Raw genomic sequence first — 20,349 nt, forward strand, 5'->3', positions numbered from 1 at the left:
GGTGGGATGATGGATTTGTGACCGACTCAGCGCTGGGTCACCAGGTTTTCCGCCCCACGCTCACGCACCCAGAACAGAGTCGCGCCAGCCACGGCCGCCGGCATCATCAGGATGTTGACCACCGGGATCAGCAGCATCAGGTAGACGATGCCGCCGAAACTCATGCTCTGCCAGCGCTTCTGGCGCAGCCAGGCGAGCATCTCGTTCCAGCCGAGCTTGTGGTTGTCCGCCGGGTAGTCGATGTACTGGATCGCCATCATCCACACCCCGAACAGCAGCCACAGCGGCGCCGCAACGATGTTCACCACCGGGATGAACGAAAGGATGAAGAGCCCGAGCGCCCGGGGCAGGAAATAACCGAGCTTGCGCATTTCCCGGGCCAGGGTCCGCGGGATCATGGCGATCAGTTCGCCCCAGCTGAAGGCCGGGAAATCGTCGGTGCCGCGTACCACCACTTCGACCTTTTCCGCCAGGAAGCCGTTGAAGGGGGCGGCGATGACGTTGGCGAGCATGGTGAAGGTGAAGAACACCATCAACACCACGAGCACCACGAACAGCGGCCACAGCACATAGTTGAGAAAACCCAGCCAGTCGGGCAGGGACGGCATCAGCGTATCGACCCACAGGCTGAACTGATGGCCGGCCAGATAGATTAATCCGACGAACAGCACCAGATTGATCACCAGTGGAAGTAATACAAAAAGGCGCAGGCTGGGGCTGAGTACCAGTTTCAGGCCTTCACGCAGATATTGCGGGCCGGACAGGACAGGGGCGGGCATAGGGTGCTCCGAGCAAAGGAAAACGCGCCGACCTTACCGGCTTTGCCGGACAGGCGAAAGCGCGACATCGACATCGACATTAACTGTAACAAAGGCGCCCCGATCATCACTCAGTCAGGATAGAGACCACCTATGAGCTGGATTGTTAAACCGTATTTCCTTAATCTTCGCCCCCTCGATACGCTGCACCCAACCTTTTTACAGGACTGTCGAGTTCAAGCCTTCCCCAAGTGCTTTCAATGGTCCTTTTTTATTCCCGCCGGTCATCCGGCGTTCCGCGCCCGGTATTGCGGGCCGGTCAACAGGAGCAGGTCATGTCTGAAGTCCGTCATTCGCGAGTGATTATTCTCGGTTCCGGCCCTGCCGGTTACAGCGCTGCCGTTTATGCCGCCCGTGCCAACCTCAAGCCACTCTTGATCACCGGCATGCAGGCCGGCGGTCAACTGACCACCACCACTGAAGTCGACAACTGGCCGGGCGACGTCCATGGCCTGACCGGCCCGGTGCTGATGGAACGCATGAAAGAGCACGCCGAGCGCTTTGAAACCGAAATCGTGTTCGATCACATCAATGCCGTGGACTTCGCTGCCAAGCCGTACACCCTGACCGGCGACAGCGCGACCTACACCTGTGACGCCCTGATCATCGCCACCGGCGCCAGCGCTCGTTACCTGGGCTTGCCATCGGAAGAAGCGTTCATGGGCAAAGGCGTTTCCGCGTGCGCGACCTGTGACGGTTTCTTCTATCGCAACAAGCCAGTGGCCGTGGTGGGTGGTGGCAACACCGCTGTTGAAGAGGCCCTGTACCTGGCGAACATCGCCAGTACCGTGACCCTGATCCACCGTCGCGAAACCTTCCGCGCCGAGAAGATCCTGATCGACAAACTCAATGCCCGCGTCGCTGAAGGCAAAATCATCCTGAAGCTGAATGCGAACCTGGACGAAGTCCTGGGCGACAACATGGGCGTGACCGGTGCTCGTCTGAAGAACAACGACGGCAGCTTCGACGAGATCAAGGTCGACGGCGTGTTCATCGCCATCGGCCACACCCCGAACACTTCGTTGTTCGAAGGCCAGCTGACGCTCAAAGACGGTTACCTGGTGGTGCACGGCGGCCGTGATGGCAATGCCACTGCGACCAACCTGGAAGGCATCTTCGCTGCCGGTGACGTGGCTGACCACGTCTACCGTCAGGCCATCACCTCCGCTGGCGCCGGTTGCATGGCGGCACTGGATGCCGAGCGTTACCTGGACAATCTGCAGAACGCCTGATTCTGCGCTTGTAAAAAAACCGGCTTCGGCCGGTTTTTTTGTACGTGCAATTCAATGCCTGAAGACTATCCCTCAGGGGGGGTGTTCAGGTCAGTTTGGCCAGGCACGCCTCGAGAATGTCCAGGCCTTCCTCCAGTACCGCAGATTCCGTGGTCAACGGCGCCAGCAACCGGATGATGTGCCGAGATTTGCCGCTGGGCATCAGCAGCAAGCCGGCGTCTCGCGCCAGGGCCAGCAGTTGCGTCAACTGCGCCGGAGCCGGTGTGCCGTCGGCGAGGGCCAGCTCAATGCCGCGCATCGCGCCAACGCCGGTCAGGCGCCCCAGGTACGGTGACAGATTGCGATCGCGCCAGGATTGGTAGCGACTGACGATCGCTTCTTCCTGCTGCGAGCCCCAGGCCTGCAGATTGGCGTCAGTCATTTCGTCCAGCGTCGCCAGTGCAGCAGCGCAGGCGATCGGGTTGCCGGAGTACGTGCCGCCGAGCCCACCCTTGGGCAAGTTGTCGAGCAGCGACTTGCGCCCGACCACCGCCCCTAACGGCACGCCGCCGGCAATGCTCTTGCCCAGCAGGATCAGGTCAGGTTCGATGCCCAGTCGCGAGAACGCAAAACGCTGGCCAGTACGACCGAAGCCGGACTGGATTTCATCGGCAATCAGGACGATGCCTTTTTCATCGCAAAACGTGCGCAAAGCCTGGGCGAACTCGACATCCATGGCCAGGAAGCCCGCTTCGCCCTGCACCGGTTCGACGATGAAGCAGGCCACGTCCGCAACATCGATCTCGACGCTGAACAGGCGCTCCATGGCTTTCAGGGCCTCGACACAGGTCACGCCGTTGTCGCGGCTGGGGAACGGCAGGTGATACACCGGCCCGGGCAACACCCCGACTTTCTGTTTGTAGGGTGCAACCTTGCCATTGAGGTTGAGGGTAGCCAGGGTCCTCCCGTGGAAAGCACCATCAAAGGCAATCACGGCCGTGCGCCCGGTAGCGCCACGGACGATCTTCAGCGCATTCTCCGCCGCTTCGGCGCCGCTGTTGGTGAGCATGCCGCTGACCGGGTAATCGACCGGCATAAAGGCGCTGAGACGCTCCATCAGGTCGATGTAGGGCGTATGGGGGGCGGCGTTGAAGGCGTAATGAGTCAGCCGGGTGGCTTGTTCGCGGATGGCCTCGACGATGCGCGGATGGCAATGGCCGAGGTTCAGCACGCCAATGCCGCCGACAAAGTCGATGTAGCGCTTGCCATCGATGTCCCAGACCTCGGCGTTTTTGCCGTGGCTGAGGGTGACAGGGTGAACGATGTTGATCGACTGGCTGATGGTTTCGCTGCGCATGGGGGCCGGCTCGGAAGAAGGAGGACTTCTTTTTATCTAAGCCGCGGGCAGTGGTGGCGGGCAAACGAAATAAAGTGGGCGGGTCAATCTTAAAAGTCGGGACGTGTTGAAACGCAGAACCTGTAGGAGCTGGCTTGCCAGCGAAGGGGCCCCTGAATTTTGCATCACCCTTCAGGACGCCTTCGCCGGCAAGCCGAAGCCTACAAGGATCAGCGGCGGGTCAGGGGCTGCTGTGTGAACTTCACACCGGCCAGGCCATGCACCATCAACGCACGGATATTGCCGTGATCGCTGCCCTCGGGCGTCGCCAGCACCGAACGATAATGTTCGCCGAACGCCAGCAGCGCTTCCTCATCGCTCAGCCCTTCCAGCAATGCCATGCCCAGGGTCTTGCACGAACCTTCGTTCTGCCCGGCGGCGTTTTCCACGCCGCCATTGTTGAAGGCCTGGGGCTGGTAGTCGTAACCGGCGGCAATGAACGCCAGGGTATCGGCGAAGGCGTGTTCGCCGCTGTTGAGGCTGGCGCGCAGGGTATTCAAATCACTCATTGGGTTTTCCTTTGGCGAACGCCGCCTGTTGCTCGGCGCTGGCTTCTTGCTGAAATTGGGCTTTCCACTCGGCGTACGGCATGCCGTAGACGACTTCGCGGGCTTCATCGAGGCTGACCTCGATCTGGCGTTCATCGGCCGCGGCCTTGTACCACTTGGACAGGCAGTTGCGGCAGAAACCCGAGAGGTTCATCAGGTCGATGTTCTGCACATCCTTGCGGCTGTCCAGGTGGGCCACCAGCCGGCGGAAGGCGGCGGCTTCGAGCTCAAGGCGTTCTTGATCGGTCATGGATTTTCTCTGGGACAGCTTCAAGCGGCAAGCTTCAAGCTGAAAGATGGATGGCGGTGAGTCGAAGTTTACAGCTTGCCGCTTCAGGCTTGAAGCTAGCGGCTCGCTGCAAGCGTGATCGACACCGACTCGGCGAATCGCAGGGCGTGGGGCTTGTCGACCTCGACTTCGGCGTACAGCACCGACTCATTGGCCATGACCAGGTCCAGCAGCTCCTGGGTCAGGCGTTCGAGCAGGGCGAAGCGATTGCCTTCTACGTGCGCGATGATCGCCTTGGTGATGGTGCGGTAGTTCAGTGCGTGATCGATATCGTTGTCGCGCACCGCTTCCTGGGCCGCATAGAGGATGGTCAGGTTGATCAACACATCCTGCTTGTTGAGGATTTCATCCTCGTTGATGCCGATGTAGGTGCGCAGGCACAGGTCCTTGACCCGGATGCGCGCCATGCCTGGTTGAAGTTGTGGCATTGCTACTTGCTCCGTCCAATCAATTGCAGGAACTCCTGGCGGGTGTTGCTCGACTCGCGGAAGGCACCGAGCATCACCGAGGTGTTCATGGTCGAATTCTGTTTCTCGACGCCGCGCATCATCATGCACATGTGCTGTGCTTCGATGACCACCGCGACACCTGCCGCGCCGGTCACCTGTTGCACGGCGTCGGCGATTTGCCGGGTGAGGTTTTCCTGGATCTGCAGGCGACGGGCGAACATGTCCACCAACCGCGCAATTTTCGACAGGCCCAGCACCTTGCCCGTTGGAATATAAGCCACATGAGCCTTGCCGATGAAGGGCAGCATGTGATGTTCGCAGAGCGAATACAGCTCGATGTTGTCGACGATCACCATTTCATCGTTGTCGGACGCAAACAGCGCACCGTTGACGATCTGTTCGACGCTCTGTTCGTAACCATGACACAAATACTGCATGGCTTTGGCCGCGCGCAACGGCGTATCGAGCAGGCCTTCGCGATCAGGGTTCTCCCCGAGACCGATGAGGATTTCGCGGTAACTCTGTGACAAGCGATTCTGGGGCGGGGAAAGCGTCATGGAAGATCCTCAGGGACACTTATTTGATGTGCCTTCCGCCGTTGACGGTCAGGGTCGTGCCGGTGACATAAGGGTTGTCGAGCAAGTAACGCAGGCTCTGGTAGATCACTTCACTGCCAGGTTCGATGCCCAGTGCGGATTTGGCCAGTGCCTTGGCGCGATAGGCTGCATCGTCGTCGGCATTGAACAGTAGCAGGGCGGGCGCGATCCCGTTGACCTTGATGCCGGGCGCGTATCGGGCGGCGAAGGACAGGGTCAGGCTGTCGAGCCCGGCTTTGCTGGCACAGTAGCCGATGTGCTTGCTGCTGCCCTTGCGGGTCACGTCATCGCTGATGTGCACGATGTCGGCGGGGCTCGAGCGTTCGAGCAGGTCGGCGCAATGCAGGTTGATCAGGTAAGGCGCCAGCATGTGCACGGTGAACATGCGAGTGAATGCCGTGGCATCGGTGTCCGGGGTTTCGGCCAGCCATTCGGAGGCGTTATGGACAATTGCGCGCAGGCTGTCGGTATGGTTTTTCAGCTCACTGATGAAGGTGAGGATCCCGGCTTCGCTGGAGAAGTCCGCGAACAGCGCAATCGCCCCCAGGTCTCGCAGGGTTTGCACGCCGGGACGTTCGCTGCGGTAACTGAAAATCACCCGCTGGCCGTCTTCGATCAATCGCTGCGCGCAATGCAGGCCGACCCGCTGGCCTGCACCGGTGATGAGAATGGGGGCTGCGGTAGAGGTCATGAACGTCTCGGGTCGCGGTAAGAGCAAAACTATACCAGCGACGGGGCGTGCGATGTCTCTGAGAAGATCGCAGGCTGCGACTTTTTAGCGGTTTTGAGTGCAGGGTGCGCCGGGCAATGGTCGCGCCGGACAGGCGCAGCGCCGGGGTAATGGGCTGCATCTTGGGGCAAGCAAGTATTATTCCTGATGATACCTGCGACCTCGGTGGCTCGGTAACAATCTATGTCTTGAATCATTAAGGTGCAGCGGAGGTACAATGGGATCTGAATAACACATGGATGTAGGCCGATAATGCCTGTCTTGACCGACGTTGACCTGGAAGTGTCACCGGCGCTCTCCCTGGAACGGGAGGAGCTTTTTCCGATTCGTGAGGTGGCGCGCCTGACCGGCGTGAACCCGGTCACGCTTCGCGCATGGGAGCGACGTTATGGCCTGATCGTACCCACGCGCACCGAAAGCGGACATCGCTTGTATTCGATGACCGACATCGATCGAGTGCGAAGCATCCTTAGCTGGATCGAACGCGGTGTAGCGGTCAGCAAGATCGGCAAGATCCTGGCCAAGGCAGCGCCCCTGCAGGCACTGGCCCACATCCTCCCCGACGATCTGGTGCAGGCCGATTACGCACAGTGGCAACAACAGCTTGCGGCCGCCGTCAGTGCTTTTGACGACGCCCGGCTGGATCAGGTCTACGGGCAGATATTTTCCAGCTACTCCCAGCCGGTTGTTTACCAGGACATCCTTCTTCCGCTGTGGCGGCAATTGCTGCAGCGCCAGGACACGTTTGGCCGGGCCAGCGAGTGGTTGTTCCTTGATGGTTTCCTGCGCTCGCGAGTGGTGCAGCGTCTGCTGCTGAACCGTGACAAGCACCCCAGGCGAGTCATCGTCAGTGCCTTGGCAGGCCAGTGTCGCGAACTTGAACTGCTCATCGCTGCCCTGTTTCTCGCCAACGATCAAATGGGAGTGCGTGTGCTGACCACCGGGCAGCCGTTCGACGAACTGACCCTGGTCTGCGAGAGGATCAAGCCACGGGCGCTGGTGCTGTTTTCCAACCATGTCCCCACCCCCGACTTGCCCCGTCGCCTGAATCGGCTGGCGATGAGCCTGGAGTGTCCGTTGTTGTTGGCCGGTGATGCCAGTGACCTGGCACAGGAAAGCCTGGCCGGGTCATCGATCGGTTGCCTTGGGAATGAGGGGACGGTGATGCGTCAGCGCCTCAACCAGTTTCTGGCGGGTAACCTCGATACCTGAGATTCAGCGGGGCAGGGATCAGAGGTGCAGGGTGGGGTGGGTCAAGCGATGCTGTTGCAGGATGAACTGGCGCAGGCGCTCGGTTTCATCCAGGTCGTTCTGGCTTAACTGGTAGGCAAAGAAACCCTGCTCGGTTTCTTTTTCGAGCGTGCCACGCAGTGCGATGCGCTCATAGCCTGACGGGCTGAACCACAACGCGAAATGCTTGGGTGCCTTGGTCTTGTTGCGAATCTCCAGCAAAACCCCTTTGAACGATACCTCGTGCACCCACAGGGTGCCGGGTTGACCCTTGGCATTTTCCAGCGCCACCGGTTCGTCGAGCACCAGCCGCCATGGCCGGATCGATGGCCCGCCCTCATAGATGCTGGGCACGCCAAGGCGCAGATGCATGGCATGAAACTCGTCTTCCACCAAGTGCAGGGGGAAGGTCATCTGCTGGTTCTCGAAGTTGGCTTGCAGGGTGACCTGCTCATGCGCGGCCAGGCGCGTGAGCAGGTCACGGATCTGCGACCCACCATTGACGAGCAGGCTCGACGTCGCATCCCGCACATTCAGTTGCGGGTTGTGTTGCATGGTCTGGATAAAATCCAGCTCATCCTGGGTCAGGAGCGCGTCGCGTTGCATGGTGGGCTCGAAAAATTTAGTTACAGAGGCACTGGTGATTGTAGTTAATGACAATTAATTCGCGGTTTTGTTTCTGCCGTTCGTCGCTTTGAGCGCAGCAAGCTCAGCCTGAACTTCTGCCAGTTGCGCTTCAAGCTGTATCACTCGCTGCTGCGCCTTGACCTGGATGGTCACGTCTTTCTGCACGCCGATGAAATAAACCTGCCCGTCATTCGGATTTTTCACCGTCGAAAGCGACAGTTCGTTCCAGAACGGGGTGCCATCCTTGCGATAGTTGCGCAGGATTTCCCGGCAGGAGCCTTCTCTGTCCAACGCATCTCGAATCTTTGGCAGGGCATCCTGATCGCGGTCTCCCGACTGCAGGAAGCGGCAATCCTGGTAGAGGATTTCTTCGCTGGTGTAACCAGTCAGGCGTTCGAAAGCCGGGTTGACGTAAATCAGGATCTTGTCTTGGTCGCCTTCTTTTTCGGCAATCACGATACCGTCGTTGGAGGCGTTGATGGCCATCTGCAGCAGTTTGGCGTTGATCATCGGTGAAACCCTTCCTTGTTGGTTTGTCTGTGGGATTCTAAAAGAACAATCCAGACCGTGCTGTTAATATCCCGATCTTTTATTCAGCTTCAGGATCAGATTGATGAAAGTCGCCATCATTTCCGGCTCGGTGTACGGCACGGCTGAAGAGGTTGCCCGCCACGCCGCCAATATTTTGAACAAAGCCGGTTTCGAAACCCTCCACAACCCCCGTGCAAGCCTCGCCGATCTTCAGGCTTTTGGTCCCGAAGCCTTGCTGGCGGTGACGTCGACCACCGGCATGGGCGAGTTGCCTGACAACCTGCAACCCCTGTACTCGATGATTCGCGACCAGCTGCCCAGCGCCTGGCGAGGTCTGCCAGGGGCGGTGATCGGCCTGGGCGATGCGAGTTATGGCGATACCTTTTGCGGCGGTGGCGAGCTGATGCGTGAATTGTTCGGTGAGTTGGGCATTCGCGAAGTCCTGCCGATGCTGCGCCTGGATGCCAGTGAAAGCGTGACCCCGGAAACGGACGCCGAGCCTTGGCTGGAGGAACTGGTCAACGCTCTGCGGGGCTGATCGACCACGCGGGAGCAACGGGTAGCGGGCCAGTCATGGCGGGCGGCGCTACCCGGCCATGGATCCAAAACTCATCGAGTCACTGACTCGCTCGGCCATCAAGCTGGCTGCCAATGCAACTACGCGAACCTCGGAGGGTGACTAGACTCGGTAGTCATTGGAAACACTCCATAATAAAAACCGAGGTTCCTTGTCGTGAGCGTAGCCCCCGTCCAATCCACCTCCTACGTCAAAGACCAGGTCAGCGCTGCCGAATGGCAGACCCGCGTCGACCTCGCTGCCTGCTACCGCCTGGTCGCCCAGCATGGCTGGGATGATCTGATTTTTACGCACATTTCCGCCAAGGTGCCGGGCACCGAAGACTTCCTGATCAACCCCTATGGGCTGATGTTCCACGAAATTACCGCGTCGAGCCTGGTCAAGGTCGATCAGGCCGGCAACAAGCTGATGGACAGCCCCTACGAGATCAACCCGGCGGGATACACCATCCATAGCGCGGTGCATGAGGTTCGCCACGATGTCGTATGCGTGCTGCACACCCATACGGCTTCGGGTGTGGCGGTGTCGGCGCAGCGACAAGGCATCCTGCCGATCAGTCAGCAGTCGCTGTTTGTCCTGTCGAGCCTTGCGTATCACGCCTACGAAGGCGTTGCGCTCAACCACGAGGAAAAGGCGCGGTTGCAAGCCGACCTTGGGGAAAACAACTTCCTGATGCTGCACAACCACGGTCTGCTGACCTGCGGCAGCACCATCGCCGACACTTTCCTGGCGATGTTTATCTTCCAGCGTGCCTGCGACATTCAGGTCATGGCGCAGAACGGCGGGGCGGAACTGATCGCCATCGAACCGCAGATTCTCGCCGGTGCCAAGGCGATGATCGCCGGTGTCACCAAAAGTGCTCAAGGAATGGGCGGAGCGCTGGCCTGGCCGGCGCTGCTGCGCAAGCTCGATAAACTGGACCCGGGATATAAACTCTAATGCAACTTGCCGAGATTCCCCTGAGCGTCTGGCGAAAGCGCAGCCAGACTTTCCTGTTTCGTGGTCAGGCCATCCGTTACTGGACAGCGGGGCAGGGTGAGCCATTACTGCTCATCCATGGCTTCCCCAGCGCCAGTTGGGACTGGCATTACCTCTGGCAACCCCTGGCCCAGCGTTATCGGGTGATTGCCTGTGACATGCTCGGTTTCGGCGACTCGGCCAAACCGGTCAATCACGATTACAGCCTGCTTGAGCAGGCTGACCTGCAACAGGCGCTGCTGGCTCACCTGGGCGTCGAGCAACCGTTGCACCTGTTGGCCCATGACTACGGCGACAGCGTGGCCCAGGAACTGCTGGCCCGACATTACGAAGCACGCATCGACCTCGCCAGTTGCGTGTTCCTCAACGGCGGGCTTTTTCCCGAAACCCATCGCCCGGTGCTGATGCAAAAACTCCTGCTCAGCCCGCTGGGGTGGATGATTGGCCGTGCTTTCAGTCGTGATGGCCTGGTGAAGAGTTTCCGCCAGATCTTTGGCCCCCAGACCCGTCCCAGCGAGAGCCAGATGGATGATTTCTGGAGCCTTGTCGAAAGCAATCACGGGCCACGGGTCATGCATAAATTGATTGCCTACATCCCCGAACGGCGAACCCAGCGCGAGCGTTGGGTCGGCGCGATGCAGCGCGGTGAAGTGCCGCTGCGGGTAATCGATGGCGAGGTCGATCCGATCTCCGGTGCGCACATGGTTGCGCGCTACCGTGAGCTGGTACCCAACCCGGACACGATCCTGCTGAGCGATATCGGTCATTACCCGCAGATCGAGGCGCCGTGCCAGGTGCTCAAACACTACCTGGCGTTTCGCGACCGGTTGATCTCGACGCCGCTCAAGGTGGCTTGCTCCTAGGAGTCCTGTGGAACCGGCCCTCGCGACCATACCCGATCCACTGTGGGATGGCTTGCCAGCGAAGAGGCCCGAAAGAGCAGCGCTACATTCAAGGCCGCCTTCGCTGGCGAGCCAGCTCCTACAAGATTTGTGCTCATCATCCCCCTGCCTTATCGCACACCATTCAGCCTCCCCCGTATTCATTGTGACCCGCAGTCCCGTGCCTGACACTCCAATCCAATGTCCCTGGCCTGCTGGAGTTCCCCATGAATGAGTCTGTGCGTTTCGAAGATAAAGTCGTGATCATCACCGGTGCGGGTGGCGGCCTGGGACGGGCGCACGCACTGCTGTTCGCCAAACAGGGGGCCAAGGTGCTGGTCAATGACCTCGGCGGCTCGACCCAGGGCGAAGGTGCCAACGCTTCGGCGGCAGACCGCGTGGTCAACGAAATTCGCGAAGCGGGCGGCACTGCCGTGGCCAACCACGACTCGGTCACCGACGGCGACAAAATCGTCCAGCACGCCCTCGACGCCTTCGGCCGCGTCGACGTGGTGGTCAACAACGCCGGCATCCTGCGCGACAAGACCTTTCACAAAATGGAAGATGGCGACTGGGACCTCGTCTACCGCGTCCACGTCGAAGGCGCCTACAAAGTGACCCGCGCCGCCTGGCCGCACATGCGCGAACAAAACTATGGCCGGGTGATCTTCACCGCGTCCACCTCAGGCATCTACGGCAACTTCGGCCAGTCCAACTACGGCATGGCCAAGCTCGGTCTCTACGGCCTGACCCGCACCCTGGCCATCGAAGGCCGTAAGAACAACATCCTGGTCAACGCCATCGCCCCCACCGGCGGCACTCGCATGACCGAAGGCCTGATCCCGCCGCAAGTGTTCGAACAACTCAAACCGGAACTGGTCAGCCCGTTGGTGGTGTACCTGGCCAGCGAAAACTGCCAGGAAACCTCCGGGCTGTTCGAAGTGGGCGGCGGCTGGATGGGCAAGGTGCGCTGGGAACGCAGCCTCGGCGCCGGGTTCGATCCGCGGGTCGGCTTTTCCCCGGAAGACGTCGCGGCGCACTGGCAGCAGATTTGCGACTTCGAGGGCGCGGCGCATCCGAAGGACAACATCGAGGCGTTGAAGGAGATGATGGGGAATTTGCAGAAGTATTCGATGTAACGCGGCAGGCAAGGTCATATCGAATGACCTTGCCTGCTGTTCTCATCGGTTATCGAGGAAAGTACCTGGATACCAGCGCTGCCAGGTTTGCCGCTGTTTGCGCATCCATCACCCCGTCGTAACGCTCTTGGCGAAAATGCATCTGAAATGCCCGCACCAGTTGTTTAAAACCTTCTTCGGTCGAAGCGCCGGAGATGTCATACCCGTATTTCCTGAACAGCGTTAACAACTCGCTGCGGGCCGGAATGGCGCAGGCGTTGTATTGCTGTAGATAGTCGTCTCGAGTGGCCTCGTCGAACCAGGCACCGACGCCTTTGAGATAAAGCGCATGCCAGGGAAACTCCGGCCCCGGGTCGCTTTTTCGTCCAACCGTAATATCCGAGTGACCCAGTACCTGGGTCGGGGTGATGTCCGGGTAGCGCTTGAGGATGTTCAGTGCCAGTTCTTCAACGGCGGCGATCTGTTCGGGATGGTAGGGTGGAAAGGTAAATTCGCCGTTGTCATCCGTCGCAAGATTGACGACCTCCACACCGATGGACGTGTCATTCAGATTGCCGCGATTGCCCCACTGGCTGACACCCGCATGCCAGGCCCGATGGGATTCATCCACCAGGTTGAAGACTTCCTGTTCGGTAAAACCTTCGTTCAGGTAACTGGGATCTGTAATGTCCGGAACCAGATAGTGTGCGCTGGCGTACGGTCCCGTCAGAATATTTACCGAGTTGGCGAAATCGACCGCCGTGTAGTGAAAGACAAGAAAGCGAATCCGGCTGTTGAAACTTTTGGTCGAGCGGTATTTGTCGTAGCTGATGGACTTCATGAAGGCACTCGCAATGAATTAACAGGAGGTCAGCGGATAATGGGGCGTGACTGGTTCTGATCTGCGAGATAGCGTAATTGCCGGAGCGCTTCTGGTGATTACCAAAGCCTGTAGGGAGTTTCTGAAAAACAGGTGAGTTTTTACGTGGAAAGTTGATAAGTGTTTCTATCGGCCTGAAATAGAATCAAGATGTATATAGTTAGAGAAAGTGTCTTGTTGAGCGTTTGTTAAACTATAAGTGGATTAGACGGCCCCGCTTGAACTACCGCCCATAAAAAAGGCCGCTGCAAACGCAGCGGCCAAAGAAGACGTTGGATCCAGGAGCTACAAATCAACGTCGATGTACACGGGGTGATGACTCGATACGTTCAAATCATCTGAAATCTGTCGCGAGCCGCGAGGGCAGGGCACCTTGCGTCGCTTTGTGCTTGCGGCTGTTTTCCCGAAAGCGCAGGGCAAGAATAAGTCTTTGCCGGCCAAGGAAAAATAGCGATCGCGAAGATGCACCGTTACGGTGGGTGCAACAGTCCTGCCTGCCAGCAGCGTAGACCATGTTTCTGGTTGATGCCGCCCCATCCAGTGTGTCTATGCCCCGCGTTGTTCCCCGTTCCAGGCAGGCATTCATCCTTTAGAGCGACACCACGAATACCTCCTTTGTGCGCTTATCGCTCCCGGCGTGCGGCAGTAGGGTGTGGCCTTCTGTCACTCACCGGGGAAGACGCATGACAAGAACAACAATGCGCGCCATCTTCACACCGCAGGCGCTGGCCGTTGCGGTGGCCTTGGGGTGCTGTGCCCAGGCGCAGGCTCTGTCATTCAACATTGGCGAAATCGAGGGCACGTTCGACTCTTCACTGTCGGTCGGGGCGAGCTGGGGCATGCGCGATGCCGATGATTCGCTGGTCGGCATCGTCAACGGCGGCAGCGGGCAGGCGTCGACCGGTGATGACGGGCGGCAGAATTTCGGCAAGGGTGAAACGTTCTCGAAGATCTTCAAGGGCATTCACGACCTTGAGCTCAAGTACGGCGACACCGGCGTATTCGTCCGTGGCAAGTACTGGTACGACTTCGAATTGAAGGACGAAGACCGGCCGTTCAAGCCGATCAGCGATCACAATCGCAAAGAGGGTTCCAAGTCGTCCGGTGGGCAGATCCTCGATGCCTTCGTCTATCACAACTACTCCATCGCCGATCTGCCGGGCACGGTGCGCGCTGGCAAGCAGGTGGTCAGCTGGGGTGAAAGCACCTTTATCGGCAACTCGATCAACAGCATCAACCCGGTCGACGTATCCGCCTTCCGCCGTCCCGGCGCGGAGATCAAGGAGGGCCTGATTCCGGTCAACATGCTGTTCGCCTCCCAAGGCCTGACGGACAAGTTGACGGTGGAAGGCTTCTATCAACTGGAGTGGGACCAGACCGTCGTCGATAACTGCGGCACCTTCTTCGGCGCCGACGTGGTGGCCGATGGTTGCGACAAGGGCTACACCGTGGCCAGCCCGGCCATTGCGCCCTTGCAGCCGATTGCCGCGGCATTTGGCCAAGGCTTTGAAGTCACCCGCGAAGGCGTGGTCGTGCCCCGTGGCGGCGACCGTGATGCCCGCGATTCGGGACAGTGGGGCACGGCGTTGCGCTGGCTGGGAGACGATACCGAATACGGTCTGTACTTCATGAACTATCACAGTCGCACGCCGAATGTCGGAACGACGACGGCCGGATTGTCGACGCTGGCGAGCCTTCCACGAATCGTCGCCACGGCCAATGCCATCGCCCCCGGCAGCGGTTCGGGACTGGCGCAAAGCGTGATGCTCGGTCGCGGCCAGTATTACCTTGAATACCCGGAAGACATTCGCCTGTATGGCGCGAGTTTCTCCACCACCTTACCCACTGGCACGGCGTGGACCGGCGAGATCAGCTATCGCCCCAACCTGCCCGTGCAGGTCAACAGCACCGACCTGACCCTGGCGATGCTCAATCCGATCGCCGGTGGTGCGGCGTCGCCGATCGCGACCTCACCCGGTGCCGACAACAAAGGCTACCGGCGCAAGGAAGTGACCCAGATCCAGAGCACCCTCACGCACTTCGTCGATCAGGTCGCGGGCGCGGATCGCCTGACCCTGGTGGGGGAAGCAGCCGTGGTTCGGGTCGGTGGCCTGGAGTCGCGCAGCAAGTTGCGCTATGGCCGCGACTCGGTGTACGGCCAATACGGTTTCGGCGGCGATACCGATGGTTTCGTCACGTCGACCTCCTGGGGTTACCGCGCCCGCGCCATCCTCGATTACAACAACGTCATCGCCGGGATCAATTTCCGCCCCAACCTGTCATGGTCCCACGATGTCGCCGGCTACGGCCCAAACGGGTTGTTCAATGAAGGAGCCAAGGCCGTCAGCCTCGGCGTGGACGCGGACTACCGCAACACCTACACCGCAAGCCTCAGTTACACCGACTTCTTCGGCGGTGACTACAACGTGCTCGAAGATCGCGATTTCGTCGCGTTGAGCTTTGGCGTGAACTTCTGACCTGGCTGAAAAAGGATGAATTCGATGCGCAAGATGATTCTGCAATTGGGCTCCGCCCTGGCCCTGAGTCTGCTGGCCGTCAACGTGATGGCGGCGGTATCGGCGGAAGAAGCGAACAAGCTCGGTACCAGCCTCACCCCGCTGGGCGCCGAGAAGGCCGGTAATGCCGCCGGAACGATTCCGGCGTGGACCGGCGGCCTCTCAAAAAATGCGGGCGCAGTGGACAGCAAGGGCTTCCTGGCCGACCCGTTCGCCAATGAAAAACCCTTGTTCATCATCACCGCGGCGACCGTGGAGCAGCACAAGGACAAGCTGTCCGATGGCCAGGTCGCGATGTTCAAACGCTACCCCGACACCTACAAAATCCCGGTTTATCCGAGCCATCGCACAGCGGCGTTGCCGCCCGAGGTCAACGAGGCGGCCAAGCGCAGCGCGCTGAATGTGATACCGACCAACGACGGCAACGGCCTGGCCAATTTCACTGGCAATCGTTACTACGCCTTTCCGATTCCGAAGAACGGGGTCGAGGTGATCTGGAACCACATCACCCGTTATCACGGCGGCAACCTGCGTCGCACCATCACCCAGGCAACGCCCCAGTCCAATGGCGATTTCACGGTCATTCGGTTCAAGGACGAAGTGGCGGTGCCGTCACTGCTGGGTGACCTGAAGCCAGGCAGCGATGAAAACGTCCTCAATTATTTCAAGCAGGAAGTCACCGCGCCGGCTCGCCTGGCGGGCAACGTGCTGCTGGTTCACGAAACCCTCGACCAGGTCCAGGAACCCCGCAAGGCCTGGATCTACAACGCCGGTCAACGCCGTGTCCGCCGTGCCCCCCAAGTGGCCTATGACGGCGTGGGCACCTCTTCCGACGGGTTGCGCACCACGGACAACTTCGACATGTTTTCCGGAGCGCCGGATCGCTATGACTGGAAGCTGATCGGCAAGAAAGAAATGTACATCCCGTACAACAGCTACAAGCTTGACTCGCCCGACCTCAAGTACACGGACGTGATCAAGGCCGGGCACATCAATCAGGACCTGACCCGCTATGAGCTGCATCGGGTCTGGGAGGTGGTCGCCACGGTCAAGCCCAATGAGCGGCATGTGTATGCCAAGCGTCACATGTACATCGACGAAGACACCTGGCAAGTGGCCCTGGCCGATCACTATGACGGTCGTGGCCAGCTCTGGCGGGTGGCCGAAGGGCACGCACAGTTCTACTACGATCATCAGGTCCCGGCCTACACGGTCGAAGCACTGTACGACCTGATTGCCGGTCGCTACATCGCCTTGGGAATGAAGAACGAAGAGAAACGCAGCTTCGAATTCAACATCGCTGCCAAAGCAGGGGACTACACGCCTGCGGCGTTGCGGAGTACAGGCGTGAGGTAAATTTCCTACAGGGTTTGCACATAAAGGTGACTTTGCGGTCACCTTTTTTATAGGGCTCGATAAGTGTGTTGAATACTTCTTCAATAAGCGCTCAACAGAGGGCTAGGGTGGCGCCACAAAAATAAAAAGGCGCACCACTATGACTGCCATGACGACGTGTCTGGACCGTCCTGGACACCTGCCCCGATTGTCTCCCCATCACTTGTATCGCGCGCGTCTGGTCAAGCCGCTGCTGGACTCGACGGCGCGGGTGAAATTGCTCTGTGCACCGGCCGGCAGTGGCAAGAGTGCGCTGCTCGTCGAGTGCATGCTCAACGCGCCTGCAGCCTCTCAGGTCCGCTGGCTGCCATTGGCGGGTGAGGCGCTCAGCGTGGATGGTTTTTGCCAGCGCCTGGCGCAGACGCTGGGGCTGGCAACGTCGGATGAGTCTGCATTGCTGGAGTACCTGGCTCGACTACCGACAACGACCTGGCTGTTTATCGATGACTACTGCCGTGTGCCTCACCCGGAACTGGACCTGTTGCTCGACCGGTTGCTGGCCGGCAGCAGCCCGATGATCACCTGGTGGCTCAGTGGGCGCAGACGTCCGCCGTGCAATTGGCCACGGCTCCTGCTGGGTGATGAACTGTACGATGCCGAGCCTGCCGCACTGGCGTTCAATCAGGATGAAATCGAAAAACTGTTGCATCACCTGGAACCGGGCCAGGCCGCGAAAGGGGCCGAGAGGATTTTCCGGGACAGTGGTGGCTGGTGCGCCGGGGTGCGGATAGCGCTGCTGCAAAAATGCGACTGGACACGCCACGACACGCCCAGCGGTCGACCGGATACCCTGCACGACTACCTGGAGCATGAGCTCTTTGCCCATCTGACACCGGAACTGGCCGAGGCCTGGCGCGTGCTGGCGCAGTTGCCACGTTTCAACGCCCGGCTCAGCGATCATCTGTTCGGCGCTGGCGAGGGTGCGCAATACTTGAGCACGTTGCAAGAGCTGGGCTGTTTCATCGAGCCCTGGCAAGATTCGACAGACTGGTGGCAGGTTTTCGCCCCCCTGAGCCGGTTGATGCGCGATGAACAATGGCCGGCAGGACGCTTCTGGCATCGTCGTACTTGTCAGTGGTTCGTCGCCGAACAGGATTGGAAGGCTGCGTTTGAACAGGCCTTGCTGGCGCAGGAGTTCGAGGTCGCCGTCAGTCTGTTGCAGCATTTCGATTTCGAGCAGCTGTTCGAAGAGCAGACCGTGGTATTGCTCCTGCATTTGCACGAGCAACGCGGCGAGGAACTGCTGTTCGGCTCGCCGCAACTGGTCGGGTTGATCACCGCGGCCTTGTTGTTCGCCGGACGCTTCGAGGAGGCGGGCGAGTGCATCGAACAGTTGTCCCGATTCGCGCCCCAGCCGTCGGCAGTCCTTCAACGGCAATTGATCGCGCGCTGGCAGGCTCAACAAGGCTGGCTCCTGCATTTGCAGGGGCGCATGCACGTGTCGCGGGCACACTTTCTCGAGGCGTTGGGCGAGCTCGACCACGAGTGTTGGCCTGCGCGCTTGATGTGCCTGTCCGGTTTGACCCAACAGGCCTTGCTGCGGGGCGAACTTGACGTCGCGCAGGCGCTCAACCGGGAAGCGTTGTGCCTCGCCCGGGCGCAAGGATCACTGGTATTCGAAGGGTTGCTGGAGCTTGATCACGCGCAGTTGCTCGAGCAACGCGGAGCGTCCGGCCGGGCCGATGACCTGCTCGCCCACATGCACAGCCTGCTCTGTCGGCAGCACTCGAATGCCGAACCCTTGTTGGGACGGATCGCCCTGCGTCGGGGCCGATTGAACTTGAGCCTGGGTCGGGAACAACAGGCGGCCATGCACTTCGAGTCCGGCCTGCAGATTTGCTTGTGTAGCCAGGACAAAAGAGCGCTGTATGGTTTTCTCGGGCTGGCCCAACTGGCGGCCAATCGCCTGGATTACGCCCAGGCTTTCGACCTGTTGCGCGACGCCGAACGGTTGATGCAGCAACGACGGATTCCTGAGTCGGTGTATCGCAGTGTCTTACTGCACACCAGTATCCATTTCTGGCTGCAACAAGGACGACCGCAACTGGCGCACCAGGCCCTGACCCGGGTGTTGCGTCACTACCACGGCCCCTGCGCACGCCAGGCTCCGCCCGCCACGCTGGAACTGATAGACGGCCTGGAGCTACTGCTGGTCTTGGCCGAGGTTTACCTGGGGCAGGCGCAAGTGCCACTGGAACGGCTCGAAGCCCAATTGCAACGGGCCCGTCAGCGGGGCATGTTGGCGCTGCAAGGGCAGCTGCATCTGGTCATGGCTGAAGTCGCCTGGCTTGACGGCGATCCGGACGTTGCGAGGCAATCACTGACGCAAGGATTGGCCCTGGTTGAGCGGTGCAACCTGCAACAGGCCCTGCGCGATTTGCGGTTGCGCCAGCCGCAGCTACCCGACGCTATCGGGCTGACCGAGTCGCGCGCTGAACAGAAGGCGCCGGGCGCAGCCCAAAACCAGTTGAGCCAGCGTGAAATCCAAGTGCTGCGGTTAGTGGCGCAGGGCAACTCCAATCAACAGATTGCCGATTTGTTGTTCATTTCCTTGCATACGGTCAAGACCCACGCACGACGCATCAACGGCAAATTGGGAGTGGAACGCAGGACGCAAGCCGTGGCCAAGGCGAAAGTGTTGGGCATTGTCATTTGACGTCCGAAGGGGCAGGCACCTTGTCATCCGGCTAACCCATGACAGTGGATGGTTCATAGCCCATCCGCCAACTGACGGCCCGTGTAGCCGCCAGTAGACGCTGCGCCGCCGGACCGTTTTCGTCGGCATGAAACAACGAGGTCGGGCCGACAATGGTGATTACTGCCGCCACGTGCCCGACCGCGTTGAACACCGGTGCCGACAATGCATCGACGCCAGGCATCAGCAAACCATGCACATGGTGCAGGCCGCGGTCGCGGATCTGCCCGCACAGCGCTTCATAGGCCTGATCATCGCTGAGGGGGTGAGCGCTGGCGGATTGCAGTTCCTGCTCGCGTAACTCCACGGTTTCGCGCTTGGGCAGGTAGGCGCCGAACACCAGCCCGGTGGATGAACTGAGCAGTGGCAATACCGAGCCCAATTGGGTTACCACGGTCACCGCGCGCACCGCCGGTTCGATGTGCACCACGGTCGCGCCCTGGTTACCCCACACCGCCACAAAACAGGTTTCGTTCAGGTCGTCGCGCAACTCGGCCAACGGCAGGGCGGCGACTTTCAGCACGTCCATACTGTTGAGTGCCGCCAACCCGACGCGCAAGGCTTCGCGGCCCAGCCCGTAATGGTTGGTCGCGGCATTCTGTTCGGCAAAGCCACTGGCGATCAGCGCCTGCAAATAGCGGTGGACCTTGCTCGCGGGCATTTGCACGTGCTCGGCCAGGCGTGACAACGAAGTCGAGGGCGACAGCTCGGCCAACGCCTTGAGGATGTCGGTGCCCACCTCGGCGGAGCGGACTTTCTGTTTACCGTTGCTTTCAGGCTTTTCCATGGAGGGGATCCCGGGACGAATGGGCGTCTTTATAGCTTGACGGTCAATACCAATCAAATTACGTTATGCGTAATCAGATTACGATAAAAACAACCCC

Annotated in this window: 20 protein-coding genes; 9 read left to right on the forward strand and 11 right to left on the reverse strand. The window is 59.9% G+C overall.

From position 1 onward, the window contains the following. Nucleotides 1-26: 26 nt before the first annotated feature. Entirely contained in the window at nt 27-779 is a 753-nt protein-coding gene (cysZ, locus tag BKX96_RS00855) for a sulfate transporter CysZ (RefSeq protein WP_046820528.1), read from the reverse strand. A 314-nt stretch (nt 780-1,093) separates the two neighbouring features. On the opposite strand from cysZ, the gene trxB reads away from it, so the two are divergent. Further along, on the forward strand, nt 1,094-2,050 hold the full coding sequence (gene trxB / locus BKX96_RS00865; RefSeq protein ID WP_046820527.1) for a thioredoxin-disulfide reductase: 957 nt from the start codon (nt 1,094-1,096) through the stop codon (nt 2,048-2,050). An 85-nt stretch (nt 2,051-2,135) separates the two neighbouring features. On the opposite strand, the gene BKX96_RS00870 is transcribed toward trxB, so the two are convergent. The 6 genes from BKX96_RS00870 to folM all read right to left on the reverse strand — a co-directional run bounded on the left by BKX96_RS00870 (nt 2,136) and on the right by folM (nt 5,998). Next, complete coding sequence (locus BKX96_RS00870; protein WP_077182444.1) at nt 2,136-3,386, reverse strand: 2-aminoadipate transaminase; 1,251 nt, start codon at nt 3,384-3,386, stop codon at nt 2,136-2,138. 209 nt (nt 3,387-3,595) lie between these two features. Beyond that, nucleotides 3,596-3,934: a HopJ type III effector protein gene (locus tag BKX96_RS00875; RefSeq protein WP_046820525.1), complete on the reverse strand. Its 339-nt coding sequence runs from the start codon at nt 3,932-3,934 to the stop codon at nt 3,596-3,598. Next, the gene (locus BKX96_RS00880) at nt 3,927-4,223 is read right to left on the reverse strand and encodes a DUF1244 domain-containing protein (RefSeq protein ID WP_046820524.1); all 297 of its coding nucleotides are present in this window, start codon (nt 4,221-4,223) and stop codon (nt 3,927-3,929) included. The genes BKX96_RS00875 and BKX96_RS00880 overlap by 8 nt, the downstream gene beginning before the upstream one ends. 95 nt (nt 4,224-4,318) lie before the next feature. Continuing rightward, the gene (gene folX / locus BKX96_RS00885; protein WP_008054404.1) at nt 4,319-4,690 is read right to left on the reverse strand and encodes a dihydroneopterin triphosphate 2'-epimerase; all 372 of its coding nucleotides are present in this window, start codon (nt 4,688-4,690) and stop codon (nt 4,319-4,321) included. A gap of 2 nt (nt 4,691-4,692) precedes the next feature. Beyond that, nucleotides 4,693-5,268 carry a GTP cyclohydrolase I FolE gene (gene folE / locus BKX96_RS00890; RefSeq protein ID WP_046820523.1) on the reverse strand — a complete coding sequence of 192 codons (576 nt, stop codon included), beginning with the start codon at nt 5,266-5,268 and terminating at the stop codon, nt 4,693-4,695. Nucleotides 5,269-5,287: 19 nt separating this feature from the next. Continuing rightward, nucleotides 5,288-5,998: a dihydromonapterin reductase gene (gene folM / locus BKX96_RS00895; RefSeq protein ID WP_077182445.1), complete on the reverse strand. Its 711-nt coding sequence runs from the start codon at nt 5,996-5,998 to the stop codon at nt 5,288-5,290. A gap of 291 nt (nt 5,999-6,289) precedes the next feature. Here folM and BKX96_RS00900 point away from each other — a divergent pair, with 291 nt between their 5' ends. Then, on the forward strand, nt 6,290-7,249 hold the full coding sequence (locus BKX96_RS00900; protein ID WP_077182446.1) for a MerR family transcriptional regulator: 960 nt from the start codon (nt 6,290-6,292) through the stop codon (nt 7,247-7,249). An 18-nt stretch (nt 7,250-7,267) separates the two neighbouring features. On the opposite strand, the gene BKX96_RS00905 is transcribed toward BKX96_RS00900, so the two are convergent. Further along, nucleotides 7,268-7,873: a hypothetical protein gene (locus tag BKX96_RS00905; protein WP_046820520.1), complete on the reverse strand. Its 606-nt coding sequence runs from the start codon at nt 7,871-7,873 to the stop codon at nt 7,268-7,270. 54 nt (nt 7,874-7,927) lie between these two features. After that, nucleotides 7,928-8,404 (reverse strand): PAS domain-containing protein, encoded by a 477-nt coding sequence (locus BKX96_RS00910; RefSeq protein WP_046820519.1) that lies wholly within the window; start codon nt 8,402-8,404, stop codon nt 7,928-7,930. A gap of 103 nt (nt 8,405-8,507) precedes the next feature. Between BKX96_RS00910 and BKX96_RS00915 the strand changes: the two genes are divergently transcribed. The 4 genes from BKX96_RS00915 (at nt 8,508) to BKX96_RS00930 (ending at nt 12,000) form a co-directional block, all read left to right on the forward strand. Further along, on the forward strand, nt 8,508-8,963 hold the full coding sequence (locus BKX96_RS00915; protein ID WP_077182447.1) for a flavodoxin: 456 nt from the start codon (nt 8,508-8,510) through the stop codon (nt 8,961-8,963). Between the two features lie 195 nt (nt 8,964-9,158). Further along, nucleotides 9,159-9,941 (forward strand): class II aldolase/adducin family protein, encoded by a 783-nt coding sequence (locus BKX96_RS00920; RefSeq protein WP_077182448.1) that lies wholly within the window; start codon nt 9,159-9,161, stop codon nt 9,939-9,941. Next, complete coding sequence (locus BKX96_RS00925) at nt 9,941-10,843, forward strand: alpha/beta fold hydrolase (protein ID WP_046820516.1); 903 nt, start codon at nt 9,941-9,943, stop codon at nt 10,841-10,843. Before BKX96_RS00920 ends, BKX96_RS00925 begins: the two co-directional genes overlap by 1 nt. Before the next feature lie 245 nt (nt 10,844-11,088). Next, nucleotides 11,089-12,000: an SDR family oxidoreductase gene (locus BKX96_RS00930; protein ID WP_046820515.1), complete on the forward strand. Its 912-nt coding sequence runs from the start codon at nt 11,089-11,091 to the stop codon at nt 11,998-12,000. A 49-nt stretch (nt 12,001-12,049) separates the two neighbouring features. On the opposite strand, the gene BKX96_RS00935 is transcribed toward BKX96_RS00930, so the two are convergent. Then, nucleotides 12,050-12,820, reverse strand: coding sequence for an N-acetylmuramoyl-L-alanine amidase (locus tag BKX96_RS00935; protein WP_077182449.1), 771 nt, complete (start codon nt 12,818-12,820; stop codon nt 12,050-12,052). 722 nt (nt 12,821-13,542) lie between these two features. On the opposite strand from BKX96_RS00935, the gene BKX96_RS00940 reads away from it, so the two are divergent. From BKX96_RS00940 to BKX96_RS00950, 3 genes are all read left to right on the forward strand, one after another. After that, complete coding sequence (locus BKX96_RS00940) at nt 13,543-15,336, forward strand: DUF1302 domain-containing protein (protein WP_077182450.1); 1,794 nt, start codon at nt 13,543-13,545, stop codon at nt 15,334-15,336. Nucleotides 15,337-15,360: 24 nt separating this feature from the next. Continuing rightward, nucleotides 15,361-16,731, forward strand: a complete 1,371-nt coding sequence (locus tag BKX96_RS00945; protein WP_046820512.1) for a DUF1329 domain-containing protein — start codon at nt 15,361-15,363, stop codon at nt 16,729-16,731. Between the two features lie 139 nt (nt 16,732-16,870). After that, nucleotides 16,871-19,426, forward strand: coding sequence for a LuxR C-terminal-related transcriptional regulator (locus BKX96_RS00950; protein WP_077182451.1), 2,556 nt, complete (start codon nt 16,871-16,873; stop codon nt 19,424-19,426). Nucleotides 19,427-19,457: 31 nt separating this feature from the next. On the opposite strand, the gene BKX96_RS00955 is transcribed toward BKX96_RS00950, so the two are convergent. Beyond that, nucleotides 19,458-20,252, reverse strand: a complete 795-nt coding sequence (locus BKX96_RS00955) for an IclR family transcriptional regulator (RefSeq protein ID WP_046820510.1) — start codon at nt 20,250-20,252, stop codon at nt 19,458-19,460. Nucleotides 20,253-20,349: the final 97 nt, after the last annotated feature.

Source organism: Pseudomonas putida, assembly GCF_001976065.1.
Taxonomy (GTDB): Bacteria; Pseudomonadota; Gammaproteobacteria; order Pseudomonadales; family Pseudomonadaceae; genus Aquipseudomonas; species Aquipseudomonas serbica.

What these genes read in the sequence shown, in the direction of transcription:
- cysZ (WP_046820528.1), bottom strand. Translation starts at nt 779, where the DNA reads ATGCCCGCCCCTGTCCTGTCCGGCCCGCAATATCTGCGTGAAGGCCTG.
- trxB (WP_046820527.1), top strand. Translation starts at nt 1,094, where the DNA reads ATGTCTGAAGTCCGTCATTCGCGAGTGATTATTCTCGGTTCCGGCCCT.
- BKX96_RS00870 (WP_077182444.1), bottom strand. Translation starts at nt 3,386, where the DNA reads ATGCGCAGCGAAACCATCAGCCAGTCGATCAACATCGTTCACCCTGTC.
- BKX96_RS00875 (WP_046820525.1), bottom strand. Translation starts at nt 3,934, where the DNA reads ATGAGTGATTTGAATACCCTGCGCGCCAGCCTCAACAGCGGCGAACAC.
- BKX96_RS00880 (WP_046820524.1), bottom strand. Translation starts at nt 4,223, where the DNA reads ATGACCGATCAAGAACGCCTTGAGCTCGAAGCCGCCGCCTTCCGCCGG.
- folX (WP_008054404.1), bottom strand. Translation starts at nt 4,690, where the DNA reads ATGCCACAACTTCAACCAGGCATGGCGCGCATCCGGGTCAAGGACCTG.
- folE (WP_046820523.1), bottom strand. Translation starts at nt 5,268, where the DNA reads ATGACGCTTTCCCCGCCCCAGAATCGCTTGTCACAGAGTTACCGCGAA.
- folM (WP_077182445.1), bottom strand. Translation starts at nt 5,998, where the DNA reads ATGACCTCTACCGCAGCCCCCATTCTCATCACCGGTGCAGGCCAGCGG.
- BKX96_RS00900 (WP_077182446.1), top strand. Translation starts at nt 6,290, where the DNA reads ATGCCTGTCTTGACCGACGTTGACCTGGAAGTGTCACCGGCGCTCTCC.
- BKX96_RS00905 (WP_046820520.1), bottom strand. Translation starts at nt 7,873, where the DNA reads ATGCAACGCGACGCGCTCCTGACCCAGGATGAGCTGGATTTTATCCAG.
- BKX96_RS00910 (WP_046820519.1), bottom strand. Translation starts at nt 8,404, where the DNA reads ATGATCAACGCCAAACTGCTGCAGATGGCCATCAACGCCTCCAACGAC.
- BKX96_RS00915 (WP_077182447.1), top strand. Translation starts at nt 8,508, where the DNA reads ATGAAAGTCGCCATCATTTCCGGCTCGGTGTACGGCACGGCTGAAGAG.
- BKX96_RS00925 (WP_046820516.1), top strand. Translation starts at nt 9,941, where the DNA reads ATGCAACTTGCCGAGATTCCCCTGAGCGTCTGGCGAAAGCGCAGCCAG.
- BKX96_RS00930 (WP_046820515.1), top strand. Translation starts at nt 11,089, where the DNA reads ATGAATGAGTCTGTGCGTTTCGAAGATAAAGTCGTGATCATCACCGGT.
- BKX96_RS00935 (WP_077182449.1), bottom strand. Translation starts at nt 12,820, where the DNA reads ATGAAGTCCATCAGCTACGACAAATACCGCTCGACCAAAAGTTTCAAC.
- BKX96_RS00940 (WP_077182450.1), top strand. Translation starts at nt 13,543, where the DNA reads ATGACAAGAACAACAATGCGCGCCATCTTCACACCGCAGGCGCTGGCC.
- BKX96_RS00945 (WP_046820512.1), top strand. Translation starts at nt 15,361, where the DNA reads ATGCGCAAGATGATTCTGCAATTGGGCTCCGCCCTGGCCCTGAGTCTG.
- BKX96_RS00950 (WP_077182451.1), top strand. Translation starts at nt 16,871, where the DNA reads ATGACTGCCATGACGACGTGTCTGGACCGTCCTGGACACCTGCCCCGA.
- BKX96_RS00955 (WP_046820510.1), bottom strand. Translation starts at nt 20,252, where the DNA reads ATGGAAAAGCCTGAAAGCAACGGTAAACAGAAAGTCCGCTCCGCCGAG.